The sequence below is a fragment of the Sphingobium sp. TomTYG74 genome, assembly GCF_055393875.1.
In genome coordinates this window covers 475,808-495,067 of the sequence record NZ_AP027341.1, presented here as the reverse complement: position 1 = coordinate 495,067, position 19,260 = coordinate 475,808, and the positions used below count along the sequence as shown (strand labels likewise).

The window sequence follows — 19,260 nt, the reverse complement described above, 5'->3', positions numbered from 1 at the left end:
GACTTTCCCGCACCCCGCCCTCGACTCTGGCGGCCCGTCATGATTAAGGCAAAGGCGATGACCCGCCTGCCTGATCCCGCAGCGCCGCTAAGCGCTACCGAGGCCGCCGCCGCCTTCGATCTGCTGTTCGACGGCGACCTGCCCGAAGAAGAGATTGCCGCCTTCCTCGTCACCATGGCCCAGCGTGGCGAAAGCGCGACGGAGATCGCCGCCGCCGCACGCGCCATGCGTGCCCGCATGATCCCCATCGCCGCCCCCGCTGGCGCGATCGACGTCTGCGGCACGGGTGGTGACGGCCATCACACGCTCAACGTCTCGACCGCCGTCAGCCTCGTGGTAGCCGCCGCCGGAGTGCCCGTCGCCAAGCATGGCAACCGCGCCGCCTCGTCCAAGGCCGGAGCCGCCGACACGCTCGAAGCACTCGGTCTCGATCTCGATCGCGTCGCCGATACGGCAGAGGCAACGCTGAGCGACCTCGGCATCTGCTTCCTGTTTGCGCAGAAACATCACCCCGCGCTCAAACGCTTCGGCCCTATCCGCAAAGCCATCGGCCAGCGCACCATCTTCAACCTGATGGGACCGCTCGCCAATCCAGCGGGCGTGCGCCGTCAACTGGTCGGCATCGCCCGCCCCGCCTATGTCCCCATCTATGCCGAGGCGCTGGCCGACCTTGGCGTCGACCGCGCCATGATCGTCTCGGGGGATGAAGGTCTCGACGAGCTCTCCCTCGCGGGCGGCAACGATGTCGCGGAAGTCACTGCGCAGGGCATCGTCGCCATGCGCCGCCTCACCCCGGCCGACGCCGGACTACCTACGCACCCGGTTGAGGCGATACGCGGCGGTGACCCTGCTCATAACGCCGCCGCCCTGCGCGCCCTGCTTCAGGGCGAGACGGGCGCCTATCGCGATGCCGTACTGCTGAACGCAGCCGCCGCCCTTGTCGTAGCTGATGTGGTTGCCGATCTGCGCGAAGGTGTCGAGGAAGCTGCCGAAACCATCGACCGTGGCCTGGCCAATGCGCTGCTCAATTGCTGGATTGCCTATAAATGACGAACAAGCTGATCGAAATCTGCGACACAAAACGTGAGGAAGTGGCCCGGCGCAAGGCCGCCGTCACGGTCTCCTCGCTTCACGCCCGCGCCGCCGAACAAACGCCGCCGCGCGGCTTCCGTCAGGCGCTCGACAGCGCCGCACGTTCCGGCTTCGGCCTGATCGCCGAGATCAAGAAGGCCAGCCCCTCCAAGGGCCTGATCCGCGAGAATTTCGATCCGCCTGCCCATGCGCAGGCCTATGCAGCCGCTGGCGCCGCCTGTCTCTCGGTCCTCACGGACGAACCCTATTTTCAGGGCCATGACGATTATCTCATGGCCGCCCGCTCCGCCTGCGCCCTGCCCGTCCTGCGCAAGGATTTCATGGTCGATCCCTGGCAGGTGCTGGAAAGCCGTTCGCTCGGCGCCGACGCCATCCTCATCATCGCCGCCGCGCTGGACGATAATCAGATGGCCGAGATAGAGGACGCCGCGCTCGGCCTTGGCATGGATGCGCTGATCGAAGTGCATGACGCCCATGAACTGGAACGCGCGCTGAAGCTCCGCTCGCGCCTCATCGGCGTCAACAACCGCGACCTGCGCGACTTCAGCGTCGACTTCGCCCGCACCTATGAGCTGGTCGGCCATGCTCCGGAAGGCTGCACCTTCGTTGCGGAGAGCGGCCTTGGCAGCCATGCCGATCTGGTCGCAATGTCCGAACATGGCGTTCGCTGCTTCCTGGTGGGCGAAAGCCTGATGCGCCAGCCCGATGTCGAAGCCGCAACCCACGCTCTACTGACAGGCGCATGAGCAAGCTCACCCATCTTGATCAGGATGGATCGGCCCATATGGTCGATGTCTCCGCCAAGGCAGTGACTGCCCGTGAAGCCATCGCCACCGGCTACATCGCAATGAGTGCCGAAGCTGCAACCGCCATCGCCCAGGGACTGGTGAAGAAAGGCGATGTCCTGGCGGTGGCACGCGTGGCAGGCATCATGGCGGCGAAGCGCACCGCTGACCTCATCCCGCTCTGTCATCCCATCGCCCTGACCTCTGTCACGATCGACTTCGATCTGGAAACAGAGGGCGTCACCGTGACCGCTACCGCCAGAAGCGCGGGCCAGACCGGCGTTGAGATGGAAGCACTTACCGCCACATCCGTTGCGCTGCTGACCATATACGACATGGCAAAGGCGCTCGATAAGGGCATGATCATCGGCAACGTCCGGTTGCTCGCAAAGTCGGGCGGCAAGTCGGGCGACTGGCGAGCCGCATGAGCCTGCTCCCGGTCGCGGAGGCTCAGGCGCGCCTGCTCGCGCTGGGCCGCCGCTTGCCGGAAGAGGACGTCCCGGTTTCTAACTGCGCAGCCCGCTGGCTCGCGCGTGACATCTTCGCCCTGCGCGATCAGCCTTGGGCAGATCTGTCGGCCATGGACGGCTACGCCATTCGCACGGCAGAATGGCCTGGCCCCTGGCGCCTAACCGCTGAAAGCACGGCAGGCAGCTCCCTTCCCTCCCCTTTGACTCCGGGGGAATGCTGTCGCATCTTCACCGGCGCACCACTGCCGCCCGGCGCCGATACGGTCCTGATCCAGGAAGATGCGCAGCTGGACGGCCAGCTCGTGCACCCCCTCGGCTCTCCACTACCCACAGGACGAAACGTGCGCCCGGCGGCAAGCGACTTTGGCGCAAATCATCTATTGCTCCCTGCCGGTGCCGCATTGGGTCCCGCGCAAATTGCTCTTGCCGTTCTTGGGGGCCACGGAACCCTCCCGGTCGGCAGCCGTCCGCGCATCGCCCTAATCTCAACCGGCAATGAACTCGTCCCCCCCGGAGCGCCCACGCCCTCTGGCCGCTTGCCGTCCTCCAACGCGCCGATGCTTGCGGCCATGCTCGGCCAGGCAGGCGCGGAGGTGATCGACATCGGCATCGTTCTCGACGATCTGGACGCCATGGTCCGGGCGCTCAAAGAAGCCGCTACGGCCGACATCATCGTCTCGACCGGAGGCGCCTCGGTCGGCGATCACGACTTGGTGCGGCCAGCTTTCCAGGCGGCGGGCGGCACTCTGGATTTCTGGAAGATTCGCATGCGCCCCGGCAAGCCGCTCATGGCGGGAAAGCTGGGTGACACCCTATTCCTCGGCCTCCCCGGCAACCCCGTGTCCGCCTTCGTGACAGCAACGCTGTTCCTGCTGCCGCTCGTCCGGCACATCGCCGGAGCCGCCAACCCGCTACCGCGCACGACGATCGCGGAACTCGCCGCGCCACTTCCTGCGACAGGATCGCGCGACGACTATCTTCGCGCCTATCTCACTGATGCTGGTCTGGTCTCGGTTACTTCGCAGGACAGCGCCGCTACCGCGGCCCTGGCTCAAGCGGGGTGCCTGATCCTTCGACCGGCCGACTCACCCCCGGCCGCCGCAGGTGACAAAGTAACCATCGTTCCGCTTTGACAATGAGAAAGGGGCCGCAAAGCGGCCCCTCCCCGTGATCCAACCGAACGTAGATCAGCGCTGCTGCTTGCTGTGATCGCTCTTGTCCTTGCGGCTTTCGCCCATTTGACCTTGGCGATTTTCCTGCTGCTGCTGACGCCCGCCCTGGCTTGAGCGGTCACCACCTTGCTGGCGGCGCTGTTTGTCCTGATCGTTCTGGTTCGCCATCTTACTCTCCTATTCACCCTCTTTGGGAAGGCCGCTATTCAACGGCTGTGACGCAGGTCCGTTCCTTTCGTTACGCTTGGCGCAACCTGCTTGACTTGCCTCCTTACGTTTCCTATGCGTTCTCCATCCGTTCCATGGAGGATAAGTCGGCATGCTGACGCCCAAGCAACAGGAATTGCTCAGCTTCATTCAAACTCGGCTCGAGGAAGGCGGGGTTTCGCCTTCGTTCGAGGAGATGAAGGAAGCGCTCGATCTGCGGTCGAAATCCGGGATTCACCGATTGATTAATGCGCTGGAAGAACGCGGGTTCATCCGTCGCCTGCCGAACCGGGCGCGCGCGCTGGAGGTTCTGAAACTTCCTGAAGCAATGCATCGCGCCCCCAAGGTCGCATCGACACCCAAACCGCAACTGTCGGCCAAGCCCCCGGTCGCAGCCAACGACGTGATCGACATCCCCCTTCACGGTCGGATTGCCGCAGGCGTCCCAATCGAAGCCATGGAAGGACAGAATATGCTGTCCGTTCCTGCGGCTCTACTGGGTGCCGGAGATCATTATGCTCTTGAGGTTTCTGGCGATTCGATGATCGATGCGGGCATCCTCGACGGCGACTTCGCACTGATCCAGCGCACTGAAGTAGCGCGCGAGGGGCAAATCGTGGTTGCACTGATTGAGGATAGCGAGGCGACGCTGAAATATTATCATCGCCAGGGGCCTAAGGTCAGGCTCGATCCGGCCAACAATGCTTATGAGCCGCAAATCTACGATTCGCAGCAGGTGCGCATTCAAGGAAAGCTCGCTGGTCTGCTGCGACGGTACAACTGACCGGATCGGCGGCGCGCCGGTAAATAGGAAGGCCGGGCGACCCACGGATGTGCGTCGCCCACTGTTTTCCCGGTTCGCACGGTTCCTCCATCAAGATCGATCGCCAGCCCGCCGGTATGTGCCAACAGCCGCCGATCCGCTTTAAGCCAACGAGGTTTGCACCATGAAGGCAAGCGACGGTCGGCGATAACTATATCCGCGCGCGCACAATCCCGTATCAGGGTATCCTTGGGCACGACAACGCCGCTTCTTGTTACCAACAGCTGCCATATGCGCTCTCCCCCGCTCAGCGCCACCATGCACAAGTCCAAGGAACAGCGGGCCTCGGGCAAGTCTGCAAGGGCACCCAGCGCACCTTCATAGCCTGCACTTTCCGCGATCATATCGCGGACATAATCTCCGGCCCGTTCGCGCAGGATATGCATGCCGCCGTCCTGCCCGCGCACGGCCACATGACGCCCATCCGCCGTTACAAGAATCTCCGGAGGCGAACTCATCATAATGATCGTCATGCCCAGCACCACGGGAGCCAGTCCCGCCCATCGCCAAGCGCTTCGCCAGAGCAGGCACCAAAGTCCGCCCAGCACGATAATCCCGAAGATCATGTTGGAGATGGAAGGCGCAGTAACGACCGCCCAGGGACTTGCCGCCACCCCATGCGCGATCAACAGCAGCAGATCGAGCGCGCGGGAAGTCAACCACCAGGCAGGAGCCCCCAGACCGGCAACATCCAACAGTAAAGCCAGCGCTTCCAATGGCATCACGACAAAGGTCGTCAGGGGAATAGCCACAAGGTTTGCGAAAGCGCCTATCATGCCCGCCTTGTGAAAGTGGAACAGCGCGATCGGCGCCAGGGCCAGTTCAACCGCAAAGCCCGTGAAAAGCAGGACAGCAAGTTGCCGCAACAATCGGCGATGGGCCAACTCCTCCCGGGCCGCCGCAAACGCGCGAAAACGGGGATGCTCCCCTAGAGCGACAATGGCGATCACGGCGGCGAAGCTCATCTGGAAGCTTGGCCCCGACAGCGCCTCAGGCCACACCAACAGAACCACCAGTGCACCGGCGGCTATTAGCCGCAAGGTGATGGCTTCGCGCCCAAGCGCAAGCCCCCCCAGCACCAGCAATGCAGCGATACAGGATCGAACCGTTGGCACTTCCGCGCCAGTCAACAAAGTATATCCAATGCCCGCCAGCGCGCCACCCGCCGCAGCGATCAGCATCAACGGCCAGTCCAGTGCTGCGCGCCGACTGAGCGCCATGATCCGCATCAGCAGAAAAATGACCGCGCCGATGAGGGCGGTGACGTGCAGCCCGCTGATCGAAAGCAAATGGGCAAGGCCACTGCGACGCATCGCGTCCGCGTCCGCCTCGCTGATGGCGCCCTGATCCCCCGTCGCCAGCGCCGCGGCTATGCCCGCTCCCTCTCCATTCGCATTCTTCAATATGTGCGCGAAAAGACGATTGTGCAGAGGCGGCGCCTCCGTTGATGGGCGCAGCACGACGATAGGCTTGAGCGCGCGTCCTGTTGCCCCAATCCCCTGAAAATAAGCGCGACGCGAAAAATCATAGCTACCCGGCAGGCTCGCTTCGGCAGGAGGCATCAACCGGGTGCGAAAGCGAATGATGGCGCCTTTGCCAACCCCTTCGGGTAGATCCGCCGCCGCTATGTTCACCCGGATCAGGGAAGGCAGCATAGGCATGTTTATCGGACGTATAGATACGCGACTCATCTGCTGCGCAGGCACCGTATCGGCTGACCTGACTTCGCCAGTTACTTCTACAAATGCCGCACGCGGCAATGGCGCCGTGCCGACAATCAGGGCTTTCCCCCATATCAACAGGCAGCCGGACGCCGCGAGCAGACCGCCCCATATAAGCGCATGGCGTATCCGGCCGCCCTCCGGTAGCATCAATCCGCCGCTCGCGATCGCAATCGCGCAACAGCAAAAAGACAACCATGTCAGCTGGTTAGGCAGAAATAACCAGCCCGCTATGCCCAGCCCAAGGCCCACCGGCACCCAAAGCGCGAGTTGCTCACGCTCAGCCTCCAATGCCTGTTCGAGCCGCACGAAAAGCTGATCGCCGCTGCGCCTTATTATCGGGGCAACGGAGGTTTGTCGTGGCTCAAAAGCCATGCTAGGGGGCGTCGCGTTCATGAATGAGCAAGGCGGATGTCGAGGAATAAATCGGTGAGTGCAACGGGTTTGAACAAGCAGGTGGTAACCCGTTTCGCGCCATCGCCCACGGGATTTCTTCATATCGGCGGCGCACGCACCGCGTTGTTCAACTGGTTATTCGCCCGGCACCATGGCGGCAAGTTCCTGTTGCGTATCGAAGATACCGATCGCGCCCGTTCGACCGAGGAAGCTGTCGCCGCGATCTTCGACGGCCTTGAATGGCTCGGCCTTGCAGGCGACGAGCCCGCCGTCTTTCAGTTTGAGCGATCGCAGCGGCACGCGGAGGTCGCTAACCAGTTGCTCGCGGCTGGCCATGCCTATCGCTGCTACGCGACCCCCGAAGAATTGGCTGAACTGCGCGAACAGCAGCGCGCCGCAAAGCAGCCGATGCGTTATGATGGCCGCTGGCGGGGCCGTGATCCGTCGGAAGCTCCGGCCGATGCTCCGTTCGTCATCCGGCTCAAGGCGCCGCGCGAAGGCGAGACGGTCATCGAGGATGCGGTCCAGGGCCGGGTAGTCGTGCAGAATGCGGAACTGGATGACATGATCCTGCTCCGCTCCGACGGGACGCCAACCTATATGCTCGCCGTCGTTGTCGATGATAACGACATGGGCGTCACACATGTAATCCGCGGCGACGACCATCTGAACAATGCGTTTCGCCAGCTCGGCATTATTAAGGCGATGGGCTGGGAAGAGCCGGTCTATGCCCATATCCCGTTGATCCACGGATCGGACGGCGCAAAGCTATCGAAGCGGCATGGCGCGCTGGGTGTCGATGCCTATCGCGATGAGATGGGCATGCTGCCCGAAGCCGTGCTCAATTATCTTCTGCGCCTCGGCTGGGGCTATGGCGATGAAGAAACCATCTCGCGAGATCGCGCGATCGAGCTGTTCGACATAAGCGGCGTGGGCCGGTCCCCCTCCCGCTTCGACATCAAGAAGCTCGAAAATCTCAACGCATTCTACCTGCGCGAGGCCGACGACCAGCGCCTGGCGGAACTGGTCCTGCCGCGCGTGGCGCAACGGCTTGGCACAACCCCGTCGGCTGAGGCGATGGCGCTCCTCGCGCAAGCCATGCCTTCGCTCAAACCGCGCGCGAAGACGCTTAACGAGATTGCCGAGGGCGCCGAGTTCCTATTCAAGGCAAGCCCGCTGGATTTTGACGACAAGGCTATTGCTCTGCTAGACGACTCGGCGCGCGAACTGCTTGGGAAGACCGCCGACGCTCTTGATTCCGTCCCGTCCTGGACGATCGAAGCGATCGAGGAAGCGATCCGCCGCGTGGCAGAGGAAGTCGGATTGGGGTTGGGCAAAGTGGCTCAACCGCTACGCGCGGCGCTAACCGGTCGTACGGTTTCGCCGGGGATATTTGATGTCCTTTTCCTTCTTGGAAAAGACAGGAGCTTGGAGCGGCTCGCGGATGCCAGGCAGGCATCGCGCGCTGATGGCAATTAAGGAGAACGAGATGTCGGACAATAATGCCACTTTGACAGTCGGCGGCGATACCAAGGACTATGGCATCCTGAGCGGTTCCGTCGGCCCCAAGGTCATCGACGTCCGCAAGCTCTATGCCAACACCGGCATGTTCACCTATGATCCAGGCTTCACCTCGACCGCCAGCTGCGATTCCGGCCTGACCTACATCGATGGCGACGCCGGCGTCCTGCTGCATCGTGGCTACCCAATCGATCAGCTTGCAGAACAATCAAGCTTCATGGAAGTCAGCTACCTCCTGCTGAATGGCGAACTGCCCTCGAAGGCGGATCTGGAAGACTTCACCCGCACAATCACGCGCCACACCATGGTGCACGAACAGCTCACCACCTTCTATCGCGGTTTCCGCCGCGACGCGCACCCCATGGCGATCATGTGCGGCGTGGTCGGCGCTCTGTCCGCATTCTACCATGACTCGACGGACATCAATGATCCGGAACAGCGCAAGATCGCGAGCCACCGCCTGATCGCGAAGATGCCGACAATCGCGGCCATGGCGTACAAATATTCGGTGGGACAGCCTTTCGTCTATCCCCGCAACGACCTCAGCTACACCGCCAATTTCCTACGGATGACCTTCTCGGTTCCGGCCGAGGAATATGAGCCCGATCCGGTCATCGTGGACGCGATGGACAAGATCTTCATCCTGCATGCTGACCACGAGCAAAACGCATCGACGTCAACCGTCCGTCTCGCTGGCTCGTCCGGCGCCAACCCCTTCGCTTGCATCGCCGCTGGCATCGCCTGCCTCTGGGGTCCTGCGCATGGCGGCGCGAACGAAGCCGCGCTCAACATGCTGCGCGAGATCGGTACTGTTGACCGCATTCCGGAATATATCGCCCGCGCCAAGAACAAGGATGATCCGTTCCGCCTGATGGGCTTTGGCCATCGCGTGTACAAGAACTACGATCCGCGCGCGACCGTCATGCAGAAGACGGCAAAGGACGTCCTGGCAAAGCTGGGCGTCAACGATCCCGTCTTTGACGTCGCCAAGGAACTGGAGCAGATCGCGCTCAACGATCCTTACTTCATCGAAAAGAAGCTCTACCCGAATGTGGACTTCTATTCGGGCGTGATCCTGTCGGCGATCGGCTTCCCGACCGAGATGTTCACGGTGCTCTTCGCCCTCGCCCGCACGGTTGGCTGGGTCGCGCAGTGGAATGAAATGATTTCTGACCCAGCGCAGAAGATTGGCCGTCCCCGCCAGCTCTACACCGGCCCGGCAGAGCGCGACTATGTTCCGGTTAGCCAACGCTAATCGCGGCCAACCCAGAAAAAAGAACGGCGCCAAATCGGCGCCGTTCTTTATTCTAGCTGCTTGCCGGTAGCGTCAGCATAAATCGCGCACCCCCACCAGGGGCATCGCCGATCTGAATGTCTCCACCCATGGCCAGCGCAAGTCGGCGGGAGATATAGAGGCCAAGACCGCTCCCGCCAGGATCACTCCGGCCGAGCCGTTCGAACTTTTGGAAGATGCGCTCCCGGCTATCTTCCGGGACACCTGCTCCTTGGTCCATGACAGCGATCCAGGCTCGTCCGTCATCGACACCAGTCTCTATCCGCACCTCGCTATCCTCGGGCGCATAGCGCACAGCGTTGCCGACGAGGTTCATCAGGATTTGCAGCGCGCGCCGGAATTCACCCGTCGCGACGGTCTTATGTTCCGCTTCTGGTGGGAAAAGCTTGATTTTGCGGCTCATTGCCTTGACGACAAACAGCCCTGCCGCCCGTCGTCCAATATCGGCCAGGTCCACATCCTCGGTTGCAACGGTGAAGTCCAACCTGTCGATCGCCTGCAAGTCCGCCAAATCATCGATCAGCGCCATCAAATGGCGTCCCGCAGCCGCAATGTCGGAAGCATAACCCGCATAGTCCGGGCGTAGCGGCCCATCGAACTGCGCGTTAATCGAATCCGCATTGGCGATGATCCGACCCAATGGCTGGCGCAGGGAACGATCCAGGCGCCGTCCGAACTCTGCCGGATATATAACAACGGCGGGCGCAGGCGGCACATGAGGGGCCAGAATGGCTCGGTCCAACGGAAATGCCTTGCCCCGGTAACCGAGTAGCTGCCCCGCCAGATCGAACATCGGGAACCCCGAAAGCCGGAAGCATTGCTCAGGTTCGGCAATCAAGGTCGCGATCTGGTCACGGAAGGCCCGGCGCTGCGCAAAGCCGCGCAGAATGGCGAGGTCGCCCTCCTCATCCGGCCGGAGTTCGAAATAGCTGGTCAGACGGCTACCGGGTATCGGGGGCTCCTGGGGCAAAGCACTTTCCGGCCCAGCCCCTTCCAACACCATCTGGAACCGCAGTTGCGTGTCGATTTGCCAGGTCCAGCCTTCCGAGACGGCCGCAATATCTGCTTCACGGCGCATCATGTCGACAGGGGCAACCGTCACAGGCCGCTCATTCCATTCGATCACGGATATCTGCACGCCGTCGGCTTCTGGCTTTGCCCGCACCCACATGTCGATGTCGCCGCGCTCGGCCGCCGCCGTGACCGATCGTGAAACGGTAACAGAAAGGCGCGACGCAAGCCGCGCCAGTGCCGCCAATTGAGGAATAGCCAGCACCGCGCCAAGATCGGATCCCGCCTCACGCTGCAAGGCCAGCAAAGGCGCATCCGCGCTCAGCAGCAATCCATTCGCCGCTACGGTCGCGCGGATAATGGCAGGATGCACCGGCATATTCATCAGACAGTGATCCGCCGCAGATGATCGATTTTCGCACGCAGTGCGCGAGGCGCGCGTAATGCGTTCACCAAACCGTCCGCCTGCGCCTCTGTCAACGCCTGATACCGTTCCGCCTCTACGATGATCGCAGCGTCCGTGAGCGAGGGCCGGACAGGCCGCAATGCCATCAGCAGATGACGATAGTCGGCATCCGATCCCCCTAACGATCGGCAAAGCGCAGCCAGTTCAGGGACCGGCCCCATCACCAATATGTCGGCCACATGCGCGCTATCCATACGCAATCGCCGAGCCGCGAGGGACGCAAATAGCAGGAATCGCCGCTGACCCAGAGCAGCGCCCAGCAATTCGGGCACGTCGGCACGTTCACCCAGGCGGCGCACCAGCCTGTCTGCTGCGGCGATCGGGCTCCGGCTCTCATCATGTTCAGCCAATAAGGCCCACCCCGCTTTTTCAACCGCAGGAAGGATTTCTCCAGCATCCAACAACGACGTCCGCTGAACCACAGCCATCAGGCAAGCGGCGGCCGTCCATAGGAGTTCCGCATAATGTTCGGCAGGAATGTCCGGCGGCATTGGCTCGTCTTCCCCGCCCAGCGTCAGCCAACGTCCCTCCGCCATGGCAAGGGCGGCAAGCGCTTCCGTCACGGCTGGATCACCGGTGGGAAAGATGATCTCTGCTTCTGTCTCGTCCAATCGATCATCGGGCTGACCAAATTGCCGCAGCAATAGCGTAACACCTGCACGCATCTGCATGTGAGAGAGCAACGCCGGGCCTAGCAATGTTGGCTGAGCGCAAATGGTCGGCCAGCAAATCGCTTCGGGCTGCTGCGCCAGCAGGCTCGTCACGTCTGGCCGATCGAGAGCGAATCGCAGGGCCTGTTCGATGCCAGCGACGCAGCCGCCCAGATGGCGCCGCGTTTCGGCCATCAGCGCATCGTGACGTTCCCGCCCTTCATTGGGAAAGAAAAATGCCAGATCAATGGCATGACCTACGGGCACGGCGGACATGCCGACCAGGACGGGTGCCGCAGGCCAGCTGTCCGCCGCCGTTGGTCCGGTAAGGAACGAAAAGGCGCTCATGGCGGCCAACATAGCCGCACGTCCTTAAAATGCACTAAACCCTATGCGTGAAATATATCAGGCGGGCTTGCGCAGGATGATCGCGCCTGCGGATGCTATGGCGGCCAGCATTGCAACTTCAAAACCCATCATCGCCGCGCCCAGCGAAGTCGTCAGCAACAGAAGGATCACTGCGCTTGCGGGTGTGAAGATCATCCAGGCCCTCGCTCCCCCCGTCCTGTTCCAGCGGTCAGCAAATTGGATGATGGAAAGCAGCAGCGCGAGGCATGTCGCCAGCACGCTCCCTCCTGCGAGGGATATCCCGCCAACCGCGAAGAAGGGGACGACGAATGCGGTCCATCCTGCGGGTGGCGATCGGAGGGCCAGCTCATCCAGCCGATCCGCGATTTCCGCAAGCCCCAATGCCAGCAATAACAAAAGGAACCCGGTCGCGGGCCAAAGCAACTCGATCGGCACTAGGGCAATCGCTCCCAATGCCATGGCCGCAATGCGCACCTGTGCCGCCGGGACTTGGGTGCGCATCAGGGCGGGACTGAACAATCGAGCGGCAGGGCACAAAATATAATGTTCAGCCAAGCCGCGCATTCTCTTCGCCGACGAACCAGCGGACATCACCGCTTGAGCGACCAGATCCGCCTGCGCCTGCCCATCGACCAGCGCTACGCGCCCGGTCAGCAGATCATCCTGTGGCACCGTGATTCGGCGAGCGCCATTCTGCACGGCCGCGCGAACGAGTGTCAGCGACAGGTCCCAGTCACCGATCATGTCGAGCGTGCCAAAAAGCAGGTCTGGACTGATCCGGGCTAGGCCAGCCCATCGCTGACCTGCATCGATCCGTTCCAACGGAGCGCTGGCATGACTGTCATCCGTGACCAGAAGGGCGTTGCCCTCGCGCTCGGCTATGGCATCGAGATGACCCTGTGCAATGACGACCCCGTCAGCAACCAGAACCACATCGGCATCACGCGGTGCGTCCCGGACCATGGACACCATATCGCGCACCAGGGCGACGGAAATCCCGTCGGCACTCAACCTGTCCACAGCCTGTGAAAGGGCAGGCGTTATGACACTCACGAGTATCATGATGCGATCTGCCCCAGCCCGGGCAGCTTGGCGCGCCTGATATTCAACCAGCGTCTGCCCCGCAAAATGCAGGCTGGCGCGAAGGACCGCCGAAGAATCGCTGGACGCCCGGCTGGCGCTGAGAATGGCCGCAAAAGTCATGCTGAGATGGAACTGACCCGTTCTTGTGTGAACCTGCCTTTTCGCAAGGCTGCCGCCATCACGCAAGCATGCTGCGATTCAACTCTGTTGAAGTCGGTCAATCGCCATTCGCAACTGACGAAGAATGCGCGGGTCGCCCCTTGCACAATCCGCTGCTTCGTCCGCCAGTGCCATAAGGTGCGTAAGACCAAAACTCGCCGCCAATCCCTTCAGCCGCCATGATGCGACTTCCCAATTCGCGTCGGACTGCGCATTGCGGAGGAGGTCCAGCTGGCGTTCGGCACTTTCCATAAATGCCACCCGCAGGTCCGCGATCAGCGCGAAATCTTCGCCGACAGCGGCAGCAAGAGCAGCATTCAGGGCGCCAGGATCGTATGACATGGGCCGAACGCTATCGGGCTTGCGTTAAGTTTTGGTAACAGGGCATTTTGTTGCGCTGAAAAGATGATAGGATGGGGTCATGACCGGGGGCAGCACCATCGTCGAATTTTGGCGAGACAAAAGCATCGCGACTTCTGACGAGTCGCGGAAGGACGATACACTGCTGTTGGAGCAGGTCGTCCATGACAGCGATGAAGACGGCGAGGGGGAGGAGCACCGCGATCCTTTCAGTCGGCGGACGCAGGCCATATTCGGCTTTGCAGCTCTGCTGTGGCTCGGCTTTGCTGGATGGGCGACAGTCTCGACGAACCAATGGCAGGCAGGCCCTGCCGTTTGGCCTGGCCTGATCACGACCATGTTGCTTCCGGTCGTGGGGCTCGGCGTCTGCTATCTGCTGCTCGCTCGCACCAGCCGAGCCGAGTCGCGCCGCTATCTCGACACGGCGCGCGCGCTACACGCGGAGGCGGAGCAGCTGGAAGCCCGGCTCAGCCGCATTAACAGTCAGCTGGCTAGCGCCCGCGAAGCTATGCAGGACCAGGCCGAACTGCTCGACAGCTACGGCGCGGCGGCCAGCAGCAATATGGAGGCCTCTGCCGAATTGATAGCCAGTCGCGCCCACAGCACGACCGAAAAGGCGGAAGCGGCCGAGCGCGCAGGAGCCGCCCTCGTCACGCGCATGGATGCCCTGATCGCCGCCATGCCGGAACTGGAGGATCGGGCCGGTCGCATGGCAGCGCAGATCATCGATAACGGCCATGCGCTAGCGGAACGGATCGACACGCTGGAGGCTCGGCTTCATGCCCTTGGTGAATTGTCGGACGACGCCCGCGCCCGCACACTGACTGCCACGAAGAGTCTGTCGAGCCAGCTCACCCAGTTGCAGGAGGCTACCCGCTCCGCGACCGAGGAAGTGAACGGCATGGCCGACATTGCGGCTGGGCGGATAGACGCCACAGCGCAAAGCGCCCGCCTGACGATGCAGGAAGGAGCAGCTGAACTGGATCGGCAGGCGAGCACCCTCGCCAGCCTGCTGGAACGCGCACGCGCTGGCATAACCAACAGCGCCGAAGCGACGATCGAATTGCTCACGCAGAACCTTGACCGGGTTGAAGGTGACGTGCGGCAGCGCCTTGAAACGACTGTGGCGCATGCACAGCAGAGCATGGCGGCGGCCGATCGTGATCTGACGGCGCAAGCTGAGGCGCTCCGCGCGCTGGTTGAAACAGCACAGGCGGGCATTGCCGCGACGAGCCAGAGCGCTCTCGCTGCCCTGTCACATGATTCCGAACAGATCGAAGCTCAACTTCGTGAACGCACTGAAGCTGCCTTCGCGCGCGCGAAGGAAGGCGTAACCTTCACTGAGGAAGGCCTCGCGCGGCAAGCTGAGGCTCTCGACGCGCTGGTGACGCGCTCACGCGGCGATATCCAGAGCATCGGTGACGAAACCGTCTCGGCCATTTCCGACCACATGAGCGAGGTCGAAAGCCGCCTCCACCAAATCAACGATCTGGTCGAAGGACAACGCGCGCTCGTGTCCGGCCTGCATGCCACGCTCGGCGAAGCCATCGAAAGCGCGCAGTCGCGATTTGCGGCGCTGGAAGAAAGCGCTTTGTCCCGCAACGATCGGCTTACAGAGGCACTTTCCCGCCTCACTGTCGAAACACAGCGGATCGATGACGCGCTCGCTGCCGGTGGGGTGACAGCGGAAAAGCTGATCAGCTGTGCGGAAACCCTGCTTGTCGCTCTCGATTCGAGCGTTCGGGAATTGGACGAAACCTTCCCCGCCGCATTGCAGCGCTTCGACACGCGCATTTCCACGAGCCGCGAACTGCTTGATAGCGCGGCACCGGAAATGGAGCGGCTGGAGGCCATTTCCGAAGCGCTGGTCGGCCGCACCCAAGAGGCTGAGGAACTGCTGCGTGGTCAGGGCCGCCGTCTTACCGAATGGCTGGAAAGCACGCAAAGCGGGGTGGAGGCCAACCGCGAACTGGTTGAGAAGCTGCGCACCGCACTCGATCACGCTCATCAGGACGCGACACGGATCACCGAAGGCGCTGGCCCATTGCTGGTCACCGCATTGCTGCGCGTCAAGGATACCGCCGATCAAGCTGCCGAGCGCGCACGTCAGGCACTAGGTCGTGCCATCCCTGACGCGGCGCAGTCTCTCGCCGAAGCAAGCGAGGCCGCCCTTCAGCAGGCAGTCGATGACAAGGTAACAGCCCAGATCGAAAAGCTCGCTCAGGTCGCGGAGGAGGCTGTTCGCGCTGCGCATCAGGCGTCCGATCGCCTTACCCGGCAGCTGCTGACAATTGCCGACACAAGTGCGAGCGTTCAATCCCGGATCGAGGAAGCGGAGCGGGCCGCCGAAGACCGCGACCGCGATCATTTTGCGCGCCGATCAGCCCTGCTTATCGAATCGCTCAACAGCACCTCGATCGACGTCGCCAAAATCCTGTCGAATGACGTGACGGACTCCGCCTGGGCCTCCTATCTCAAAGGCGATCGCGGCGTTTTCACCCGCCGGGCGGTCAAGTTGCTGGATGCCGGCGAGTCGCGCGAGATCGCCTTGCATTATGACAATGACGCCGAGTTCCAGGAGCATGTGAACCGCTACATCCACGACTTCGAATCCATGCTGCGGATCATCCTTTCCGCACGGGATGGCAATGCGCTTGGGGTAGCGGTGCTATCCTCCGACATGGGCAAGCTCTATGTCGCGCTTGCTCAAGCGATCGAGCGACTCCGTCAGTAATATCAGGCGCCCCAACAGCCACTCACCCACGAGCAAGGAGCCGGTTATAAAAGACGTGAGGCGTCAGCTGGCACCGCGCGGCTAGGTGTGGGCTACGATAAGGTGAAGTCGGCTAGGAGCCCTTAGCCGTTTCTATGATATTCATATTCAAACGCGCGACCCTGCTGCTTGGTCAGCACGGCGCCAATGATGGCGCCGCCTGCACGGCGCATACGGTCTACAGCCACTCTCAGGCCACCATGATGGTTGCGCCCCCACTCCACGATCAGCACTGTCGCCTCCGCCTTCGACGCGAGTAGCGATGTGTCCGGAACGCCCAGGATCGGGGGCGCATCGATCAGCACCGTGTCATAGCGCCCCTGAACGGCCGCGAGCAGCACGTCCAACGCGGAAGTGGATAGAAGTTCAGCGGGATTAGGAGGAATCGCGCCGCTAGGTAGAAGCGATACCCCGGGGACATCGCTACCGACGATCACATCCTCCGCCCTGGCCTGCCCCGTCATGACTTCGCTGAGGCCGCGTTCGGGCGTGACATGGAATAGGCCATGCTGTCGCGGCCGCCGCATGTCAGCGTCGATCACCAGCACTCGGCGATCGAGCTTGGCAAGGGCGAGAGCCAGTGCGTGAACGGTCGAAGACTTCCCCTCACCTTCCTGCGCGCTGGTAATCAGGATGGAGGCAGGCAATCCCGCCGAGGATGCAAGCAACAGCGAGGATGCAATCGGCACATAGGTTTCCGCAGCCGGCTTGTCGGTCACCGGAACCGTCCCCAGCAGCGGCATGTTGGCACGCTCCGCCAGCGTATCGGCAGAGGTCACGGCATCATCGAACACATGGCGTCCCGCGACCATCAGCAAACCCAGCAACAGACCGCCAAGCGAAGCCATCAGCATCGTGATGCCGATATTGGGCGATGAGGGCCGCGAAGGGACGGCGGCACGGTCCAACGGCTGTATGCGTCCCGCCTGAAAGCCAGCCTGCGATGCCATGTCCCGGTAACGCTGGAGCAGACTGTCATGCAGCAGCCGATATGTATCGACCGACCGTTCCAGGATGCTCATCTGCACGCCCCGCCCGCGCTCCGCCTGCGCCTGGCGCTCTACCCCGGAAATCTCGGCTTCGATCTGCTTCTCACCATGTACGGCAACTTCAAACTGCTCGCGAAGGGAAGCGCGGATGCTGTTCGCCATCGCGGTCGCCTGATCGTCCAACGCGGCCAGCCGCGCCCGGGCCTCCCGCATCTCGGGATGGGCGTCCTTGCGAAACTGCCGCTCTTCCACCACTGCTGCCCGCGCTTGCGCCCGTTGCGTCATCAACTGCTGCATCGCACCGTTGTTCAGCACTTCGGGCAGCGTCTCGACACTGGAAAGGCGGGCACTTTCCCAACGCTTCTGCGCCGCGATCCGATCTGCGGTCGCCTGAGCGCGAAAGGCATTCAACTGCGCAAGTCGCGTCGCGGTCGTGCCGGCAGACTCGGCCGACCTGTCGTCTCCATCCACATCCGTCGCTGAAGGCGCCCCAGTCTGAGCCGCATAGGCGGCAAGGTCCCGTTCGGCGCGCTCCAGATCCCGTCGCGCACTGTCAAGCTCCCCCAACAGGAAGCGTCGTGCCTGAACACCGGATTCAAATCCACGCTTCAGATCCGCTCTGATCAGACTGTCGGCATAGCTGTTCGCGACCCGCGCGGATAAGATGGGATCAGCACTCGTAAAACTGATGCGGATGACACGGCTCTTGCCGGGCAACTCCACTTCCAGGTTTTCGCGCAGAAGGCCGATGACGGCTTCGGTTTCGACCTGTCGCTGGCTGAGCGATCCTGACCCGCGCTCGGGACGCCGCTCATCCATGCCATCAAAAAAGGTTCGGCTTCCGACCAGCGCCAGCTCACGGGCCACATCTTCAGCCAAGGCGCGGCTGCGGAGCACCTCCAACTCGGTCTGCATCAGCGCTTCATTGTCAGCGGGCGCGGCCGATCGCTGGATTGCTCCTGCTCCCGCCGCTCCTGCGGGTACGTCCTCCACCTCGACCGAAGCTGTAGCGCGGTAATCAGGCGTCGAAAGAAGTATGAAGATGATGCCCGCCAGCACACAAAGCGCCATGGTGACCAACAGAATGATACGATGGCGCCATATCGCGGTCCAGGCAGCGCGGGCCGCCGTCACGATGCGAGCGCTGCGTCCCTCCGGCCCTAAGGGCGCATGGTCGTTATCGATGCGGATCGTGCGGCCTGCCATCAATTCTCTCCGTCGAGAGACACAAAGGCTCCCCCCAACACAGGTAGCGCCAGCAACGTGCCGCCCAGGATGGCCTTCGCTCGTGATAGCCCAACTATGATCGTATCGCCCGGCAGAATTTCAGGGTCCAGCGCCTCGCCCCGGCGGATCGCGTTCAAGTCGAACATTGCTGCTTTCCGTTCGCCTTCCACCTGACGAACGACGACGATCTGCTTCAGGCTGGCAAGGCGGCTCGGCCCCCTCGACAACGCGACCGCTTGCAGCAACCCCATGCGTCCTTCGATGGGATAAAGCCCTGGCTGCCTCACCTCGCCATCCACAGTGATACGACGACCGACGGCCTTTTTGACGAAGACGGTAACTTGGGGCGAAACCAGATAACGCTCGCCGAGCTTTCCAGCGATCACGTCTGAGGCCTCACTAGCGGACAAGCCCGCGACCGGCACATCGCCAATCAACGGCAGACGCACCATACCTGCCGCCGTGACCGCCGCATCCTCCAGCGAAAGGCCGGGTTCATGATATACCTGCACCCGCAGCACATCATCGGGAACGATGTGATAGTCCAGACCGACAGCCTGCGGAGCGGGTATCACCGCATAGGCAGCGGCTTCGCGGGGGGCGCCTTCAACCGTTGCACAGCCGCCAAGCAAGGCAGAGGCCAGAATGATGGCCAGAGCCCGATGCTTCCTGTTGGTCGGCCAGCCCATTGG

The 19,260-nt window shown here is 62.4% G+C and carries 16 protein-coding genes; 8 read left to right on the top strand and 8 right to left on the bottom strand.

Annotated elements, in window-relative coordinates; genetic code table 11:
- Positions 1-57: 57 nt before the first annotated feature.
- From trpD to ACZ5TB_RS02560, 4 genes are read left to right on the top strand one after another with little or no spacing between them, the layout of a single operon-like run.
- Positions 58-1,050 (top strand): anthranilate phosphoribosyltransferase, encoded by a 993-nt coding sequence (gene trpD, locus ACZ5TB_RS02575; protein WP_464792469.1) that lies wholly within the window; start codon positions 58-60, stop codon positions 1,048-1,050.
- Entirely contained in the window at positions 1,047-1,838 is a 792-nt protein-coding gene (trpC, locus tag ACZ5TB_RS02570; protein ID WP_464791901.1) for an indole-3-glycerol phosphate synthase TrpC, read from the top strand. The genes trpD and trpC overlap by 4 nt, the downstream gene beginning before the upstream one ends.
- Complete coding sequence (gene moaC, locus ACZ5TB_RS02565; RefSeq protein WP_464791900.1) at positions 1,835-2,305, top strand: cyclic pyranopterin monophosphate synthase MoaC; 471 nt, start codon at positions 1,835-1,837, stop codon at positions 2,303-2,305. Before trpC ends, moaC begins: the two co-directional genes overlap by 4 nt.
- Entirely contained in the window at positions 2,302-3,480 is a 1,179-nt protein-coding gene (locus tag ACZ5TB_RS02560) for a molybdopterin molybdotransferase MoeA (RefSeq protein ID WP_464791899.1), read from the top strand. Before moaC ends, ACZ5TB_RS02560 begins: the two co-directional genes overlap by 4 nt.
- A 54-nt stretch (positions 3,481-3,534) precedes the next feature.
- Here the strand turns inward: ACZ5TB_RS02560 and ACZ5TB_RS02555 are convergent, their stop codons facing one another.
- A complete protein-coding gene (locus ACZ5TB_RS02555; RefSeq protein ID WP_196225777.1) occupies positions 3,535-3,687 on the bottom strand; it encodes a hypothetical protein in 153 nt (50 codons plus the stop codon).
- A gap of 151 nt (positions 3,688-3,838) precedes the next feature.
- Between ACZ5TB_RS02555 and lexA the strand changes: the two genes are divergently transcribed.
- Positions 3,839-4,510 carry a transcriptional repressor LexA gene (lexA, locus tag ACZ5TB_RS02550; protein WP_464772071.1) on the top strand — a complete coding sequence of 224 codons (672 nt, stop codon included), beginning with the start codon at positions 3,839-3,841 and terminating at the stop codon, positions 4,508-4,510.
- Here lexA and ACZ5TB_RS02545 read toward each other — a convergent pair.
- Entirely contained in the window at positions 4,471-6,645 is a 2,175-nt protein-coding gene (locus ACZ5TB_RS02545) for a ComEC/Rec2 family competence protein (protein WP_464779236.1), read from the bottom strand. The two genes, lexA and ACZ5TB_RS02545, sit on opposite strands and share 40 nt — an antisense overlap.
- Before the next feature lie 36 nt (positions 6,646-6,681).
- On the opposite strand from ACZ5TB_RS02545, the gene gltX reads away from it, so the two are divergent.
- Together gltX and ACZ5TB_RS02535 are read left to right on the top strand one after the other, a co-directional pair.
- On the top strand, positions 6,682-8,145 hold the full coding sequence (gene gltX / locus ACZ5TB_RS02540) for a glutamate--tRNA ligase (protein ID WP_464791898.1): 1,464 nt from the start codon (positions 6,682-6,684) through the stop codon (positions 8,143-8,145).
- Between the two features lie 10 nt (positions 8,146-8,155).
- Positions 8,156-9,442: a citrate synthase gene (locus tag ACZ5TB_RS02535; RefSeq protein ID WP_464779234.1), complete on the top strand. Its 1,287-nt coding sequence runs from the start codon at positions 8,156-8,158 to the stop codon at positions 9,440-9,442.
- A 52-nt stretch (positions 9,443-9,494) separates the two neighbouring features.
- Here ACZ5TB_RS02535 and ACZ5TB_RS02530 read toward each other — a convergent pair whose 3' ends face one another.
- The 4 genes from ACZ5TB_RS02530 to ACZ5TB_RS02515 form a co-directional block, all read right to left on the bottom strand.
- Complete coding sequence (locus ACZ5TB_RS02530; protein ID WP_464791897.1) at positions 9,495-10,877, bottom strand: sensor histidine kinase; 1,383 nt, start codon at positions 10,875-10,877, stop codon at positions 9,495-9,497.
- The gene (locus tag ACZ5TB_RS02525) at positions 10,877-11,956 is read right to left on the bottom strand and encodes a DUF2336 domain-containing protein (RefSeq protein WP_464791896.1); all 1,080 of its coding nucleotides are present in this window, start codon (positions 11,954-11,956) and stop codon (positions 10,877-10,879) included. Before ACZ5TB_RS02525 ends, ACZ5TB_RS02530 begins: the two co-directional genes overlap by 1 nt.
- Positions 11,957-12,013: 57 nt before the next feature.
- Positions 12,014-13,180 carry a hypothetical protein gene (locus tag ACZ5TB_RS02520; RefSeq protein ID WP_464791895.1) on the bottom strand — a complete coding sequence of 389 codons (1,167 nt, stop codon included), beginning with the start codon at positions 13,178-13,180 and terminating at the stop codon, positions 12,014-12,016.
- Between the two features lie 78 nt (positions 13,181-13,258).
- Entirely contained in the window at positions 13,259-13,561 is a 303-nt protein-coding gene (locus ACZ5TB_RS02515) for an Hpt domain-containing protein (RefSeq protein WP_464779230.1), read from the bottom strand.
- Positions 13,562-13,640: 79 nt separating this feature from the next.
- Here ACZ5TB_RS02515 and ACZ5TB_RS02510 point away from each other — a divergent pair, with 79 nt between their 5' ends.
- The gene (locus tag ACZ5TB_RS02510) at positions 13,641-16,313 is read left to right on the top strand and encodes a coiled-coil domain-containing protein (protein ID WP_464791894.1); all 2,673 of its coding nucleotides are present in this window, start codon (positions 13,641-13,643) and stop codon (positions 16,311-16,313) included.
- Between the two features lie 122 nt (positions 16,314-16,435).
- Here ACZ5TB_RS02510 and ACZ5TB_RS02505 read toward each other — a convergent pair whose 3' ends face one another.
- Positions 16,436-18,547 carry a GumC family protein gene (locus ACZ5TB_RS02505; RefSeq protein WP_464791893.1) on the bottom strand — a complete coding sequence of 704 codons (2,112 nt, stop codon included), beginning with the start codon at positions 18,545-18,547 and terminating at the stop codon, positions 16,436-16,438.
- Positions 18,547-19,257: a polysaccharide biosynthesis/export family protein gene (locus tag ACZ5TB_RS02500; RefSeq protein WP_464791892.1), complete on the bottom strand. Its 711-nt coding sequence runs from the start codon at positions 19,255-19,257 to the stop codon at positions 18,547-18,549. The genes ACZ5TB_RS02505 and ACZ5TB_RS02500 overlap by 1 nt, the downstream gene beginning before the upstream one ends.
- Between the last annotated feature and the right edge of the window lie 3 nt (positions 19,258-19,260).

Bases quoted from the DNA above. Each gene is read 5' to 3' on its own strand.
- ACZ5TB_RS02510 (WP_464791894.1), top strand. From the start codon at position 13,641: ATGACCGGGGGCAGCACCATCGTCGAATTTTGGCGAGACAAAAGCATC.
- ACZ5TB_RS02535 (WP_464779234.1), top strand. From the start codon at position 8,156: ATGTCGGACAATAATGCCACTTTGACAGTCGGCGGCGATACCAAGGAC.
- moaC (WP_464791900.1), top strand. From the start codon at position 1,835: ATGAGCAAGCTCACCCATCTTGATCAGGATGGATCGGCCCATATGGTC.
- trpC (WP_464791901.1), top strand. From the start codon at position 1,047: ATGACGAACAAGCTGATCGAAATCTGCGACACAAAACGTGAGGAAGTG.
- gltX (WP_464791898.1), top strand. From the start codon at position 6,682: ATGTCGAGGAATAAATCGGTGAGTGCAACGGGTTTGAACAAGCAGGTG.
- ACZ5TB_RS02500 (WP_464791892.1), bottom strand. From the start codon at position 19,257: ATGGGCTGGCCGACCAACAGGAAGCATCGGGCTCTGGCCATCATTCTG.
- trpD (WP_464792469.1), top strand. From the start codon at position 58: ATGACCCGCCTGCCTGATCCCGCAGCGCCGCTAAGCGCTACCGAGGCC.
- ACZ5TB_RS02515 (WP_464779230.1), bottom strand. From the start codon at position 13,561: ATGTCATACGATCCTGGCGCCCTGAATGCTGCTCTTGCTGCCGCTGTC.
- ACZ5TB_RS02530 (WP_464791897.1), bottom strand. From the start codon at position 10,877: ATGAATATGCCGGTGCATCCTGCCATTATCCGCGCGACCGTAGCGGCG.
- ACZ5TB_RS02505 (WP_464791893.1), bottom strand. From the start codon at position 18,547: ATGGCAGGCCGCACGATCCGCATCGATAACGACCATGCGCCCTTAGGG.
- lexA (WP_464772071.1), top strand. From the start codon at position 3,839: ATGCTGACGCCCAAGCAACAGGAATTGCTCAGCTTCATTCAAACTCGG.
- ACZ5TB_RS02545 (WP_464779236.1), bottom strand. From the start codon at position 6,645: ATGGCTTTTGAGCCACGACAAACCTCCGTTGCCCCGATAATAAGGCGC.
- ACZ5TB_RS02520 (WP_464791895.1), bottom strand. From the start codon at position 13,180: ATGACTTTTGCGGCCATTCTCAGCGCCAGCCGGGCGTCCAGCGATTCT.
- ACZ5TB_RS02560 (WP_464791899.1), top strand. From the start codon at position 2,302: ATGAGCCTGCTCCCGGTCGCGGAGGCTCAGGCGCGCCTGCTCGCGCTG.
- ACZ5TB_RS02555 (WP_196225777.1), bottom strand. From the start codon at position 3,687: ATGGCGAACCAGAACGATCAGGACAAACAGCGCCGCCAGCAAGGTGGT.
- ACZ5TB_RS02525 (WP_464791896.1), bottom strand. From the start codon at position 11,956: ATGAGCGCCTTTTCGTTCCTTACCGGACCAACGGCGGCGGACAGCTGG.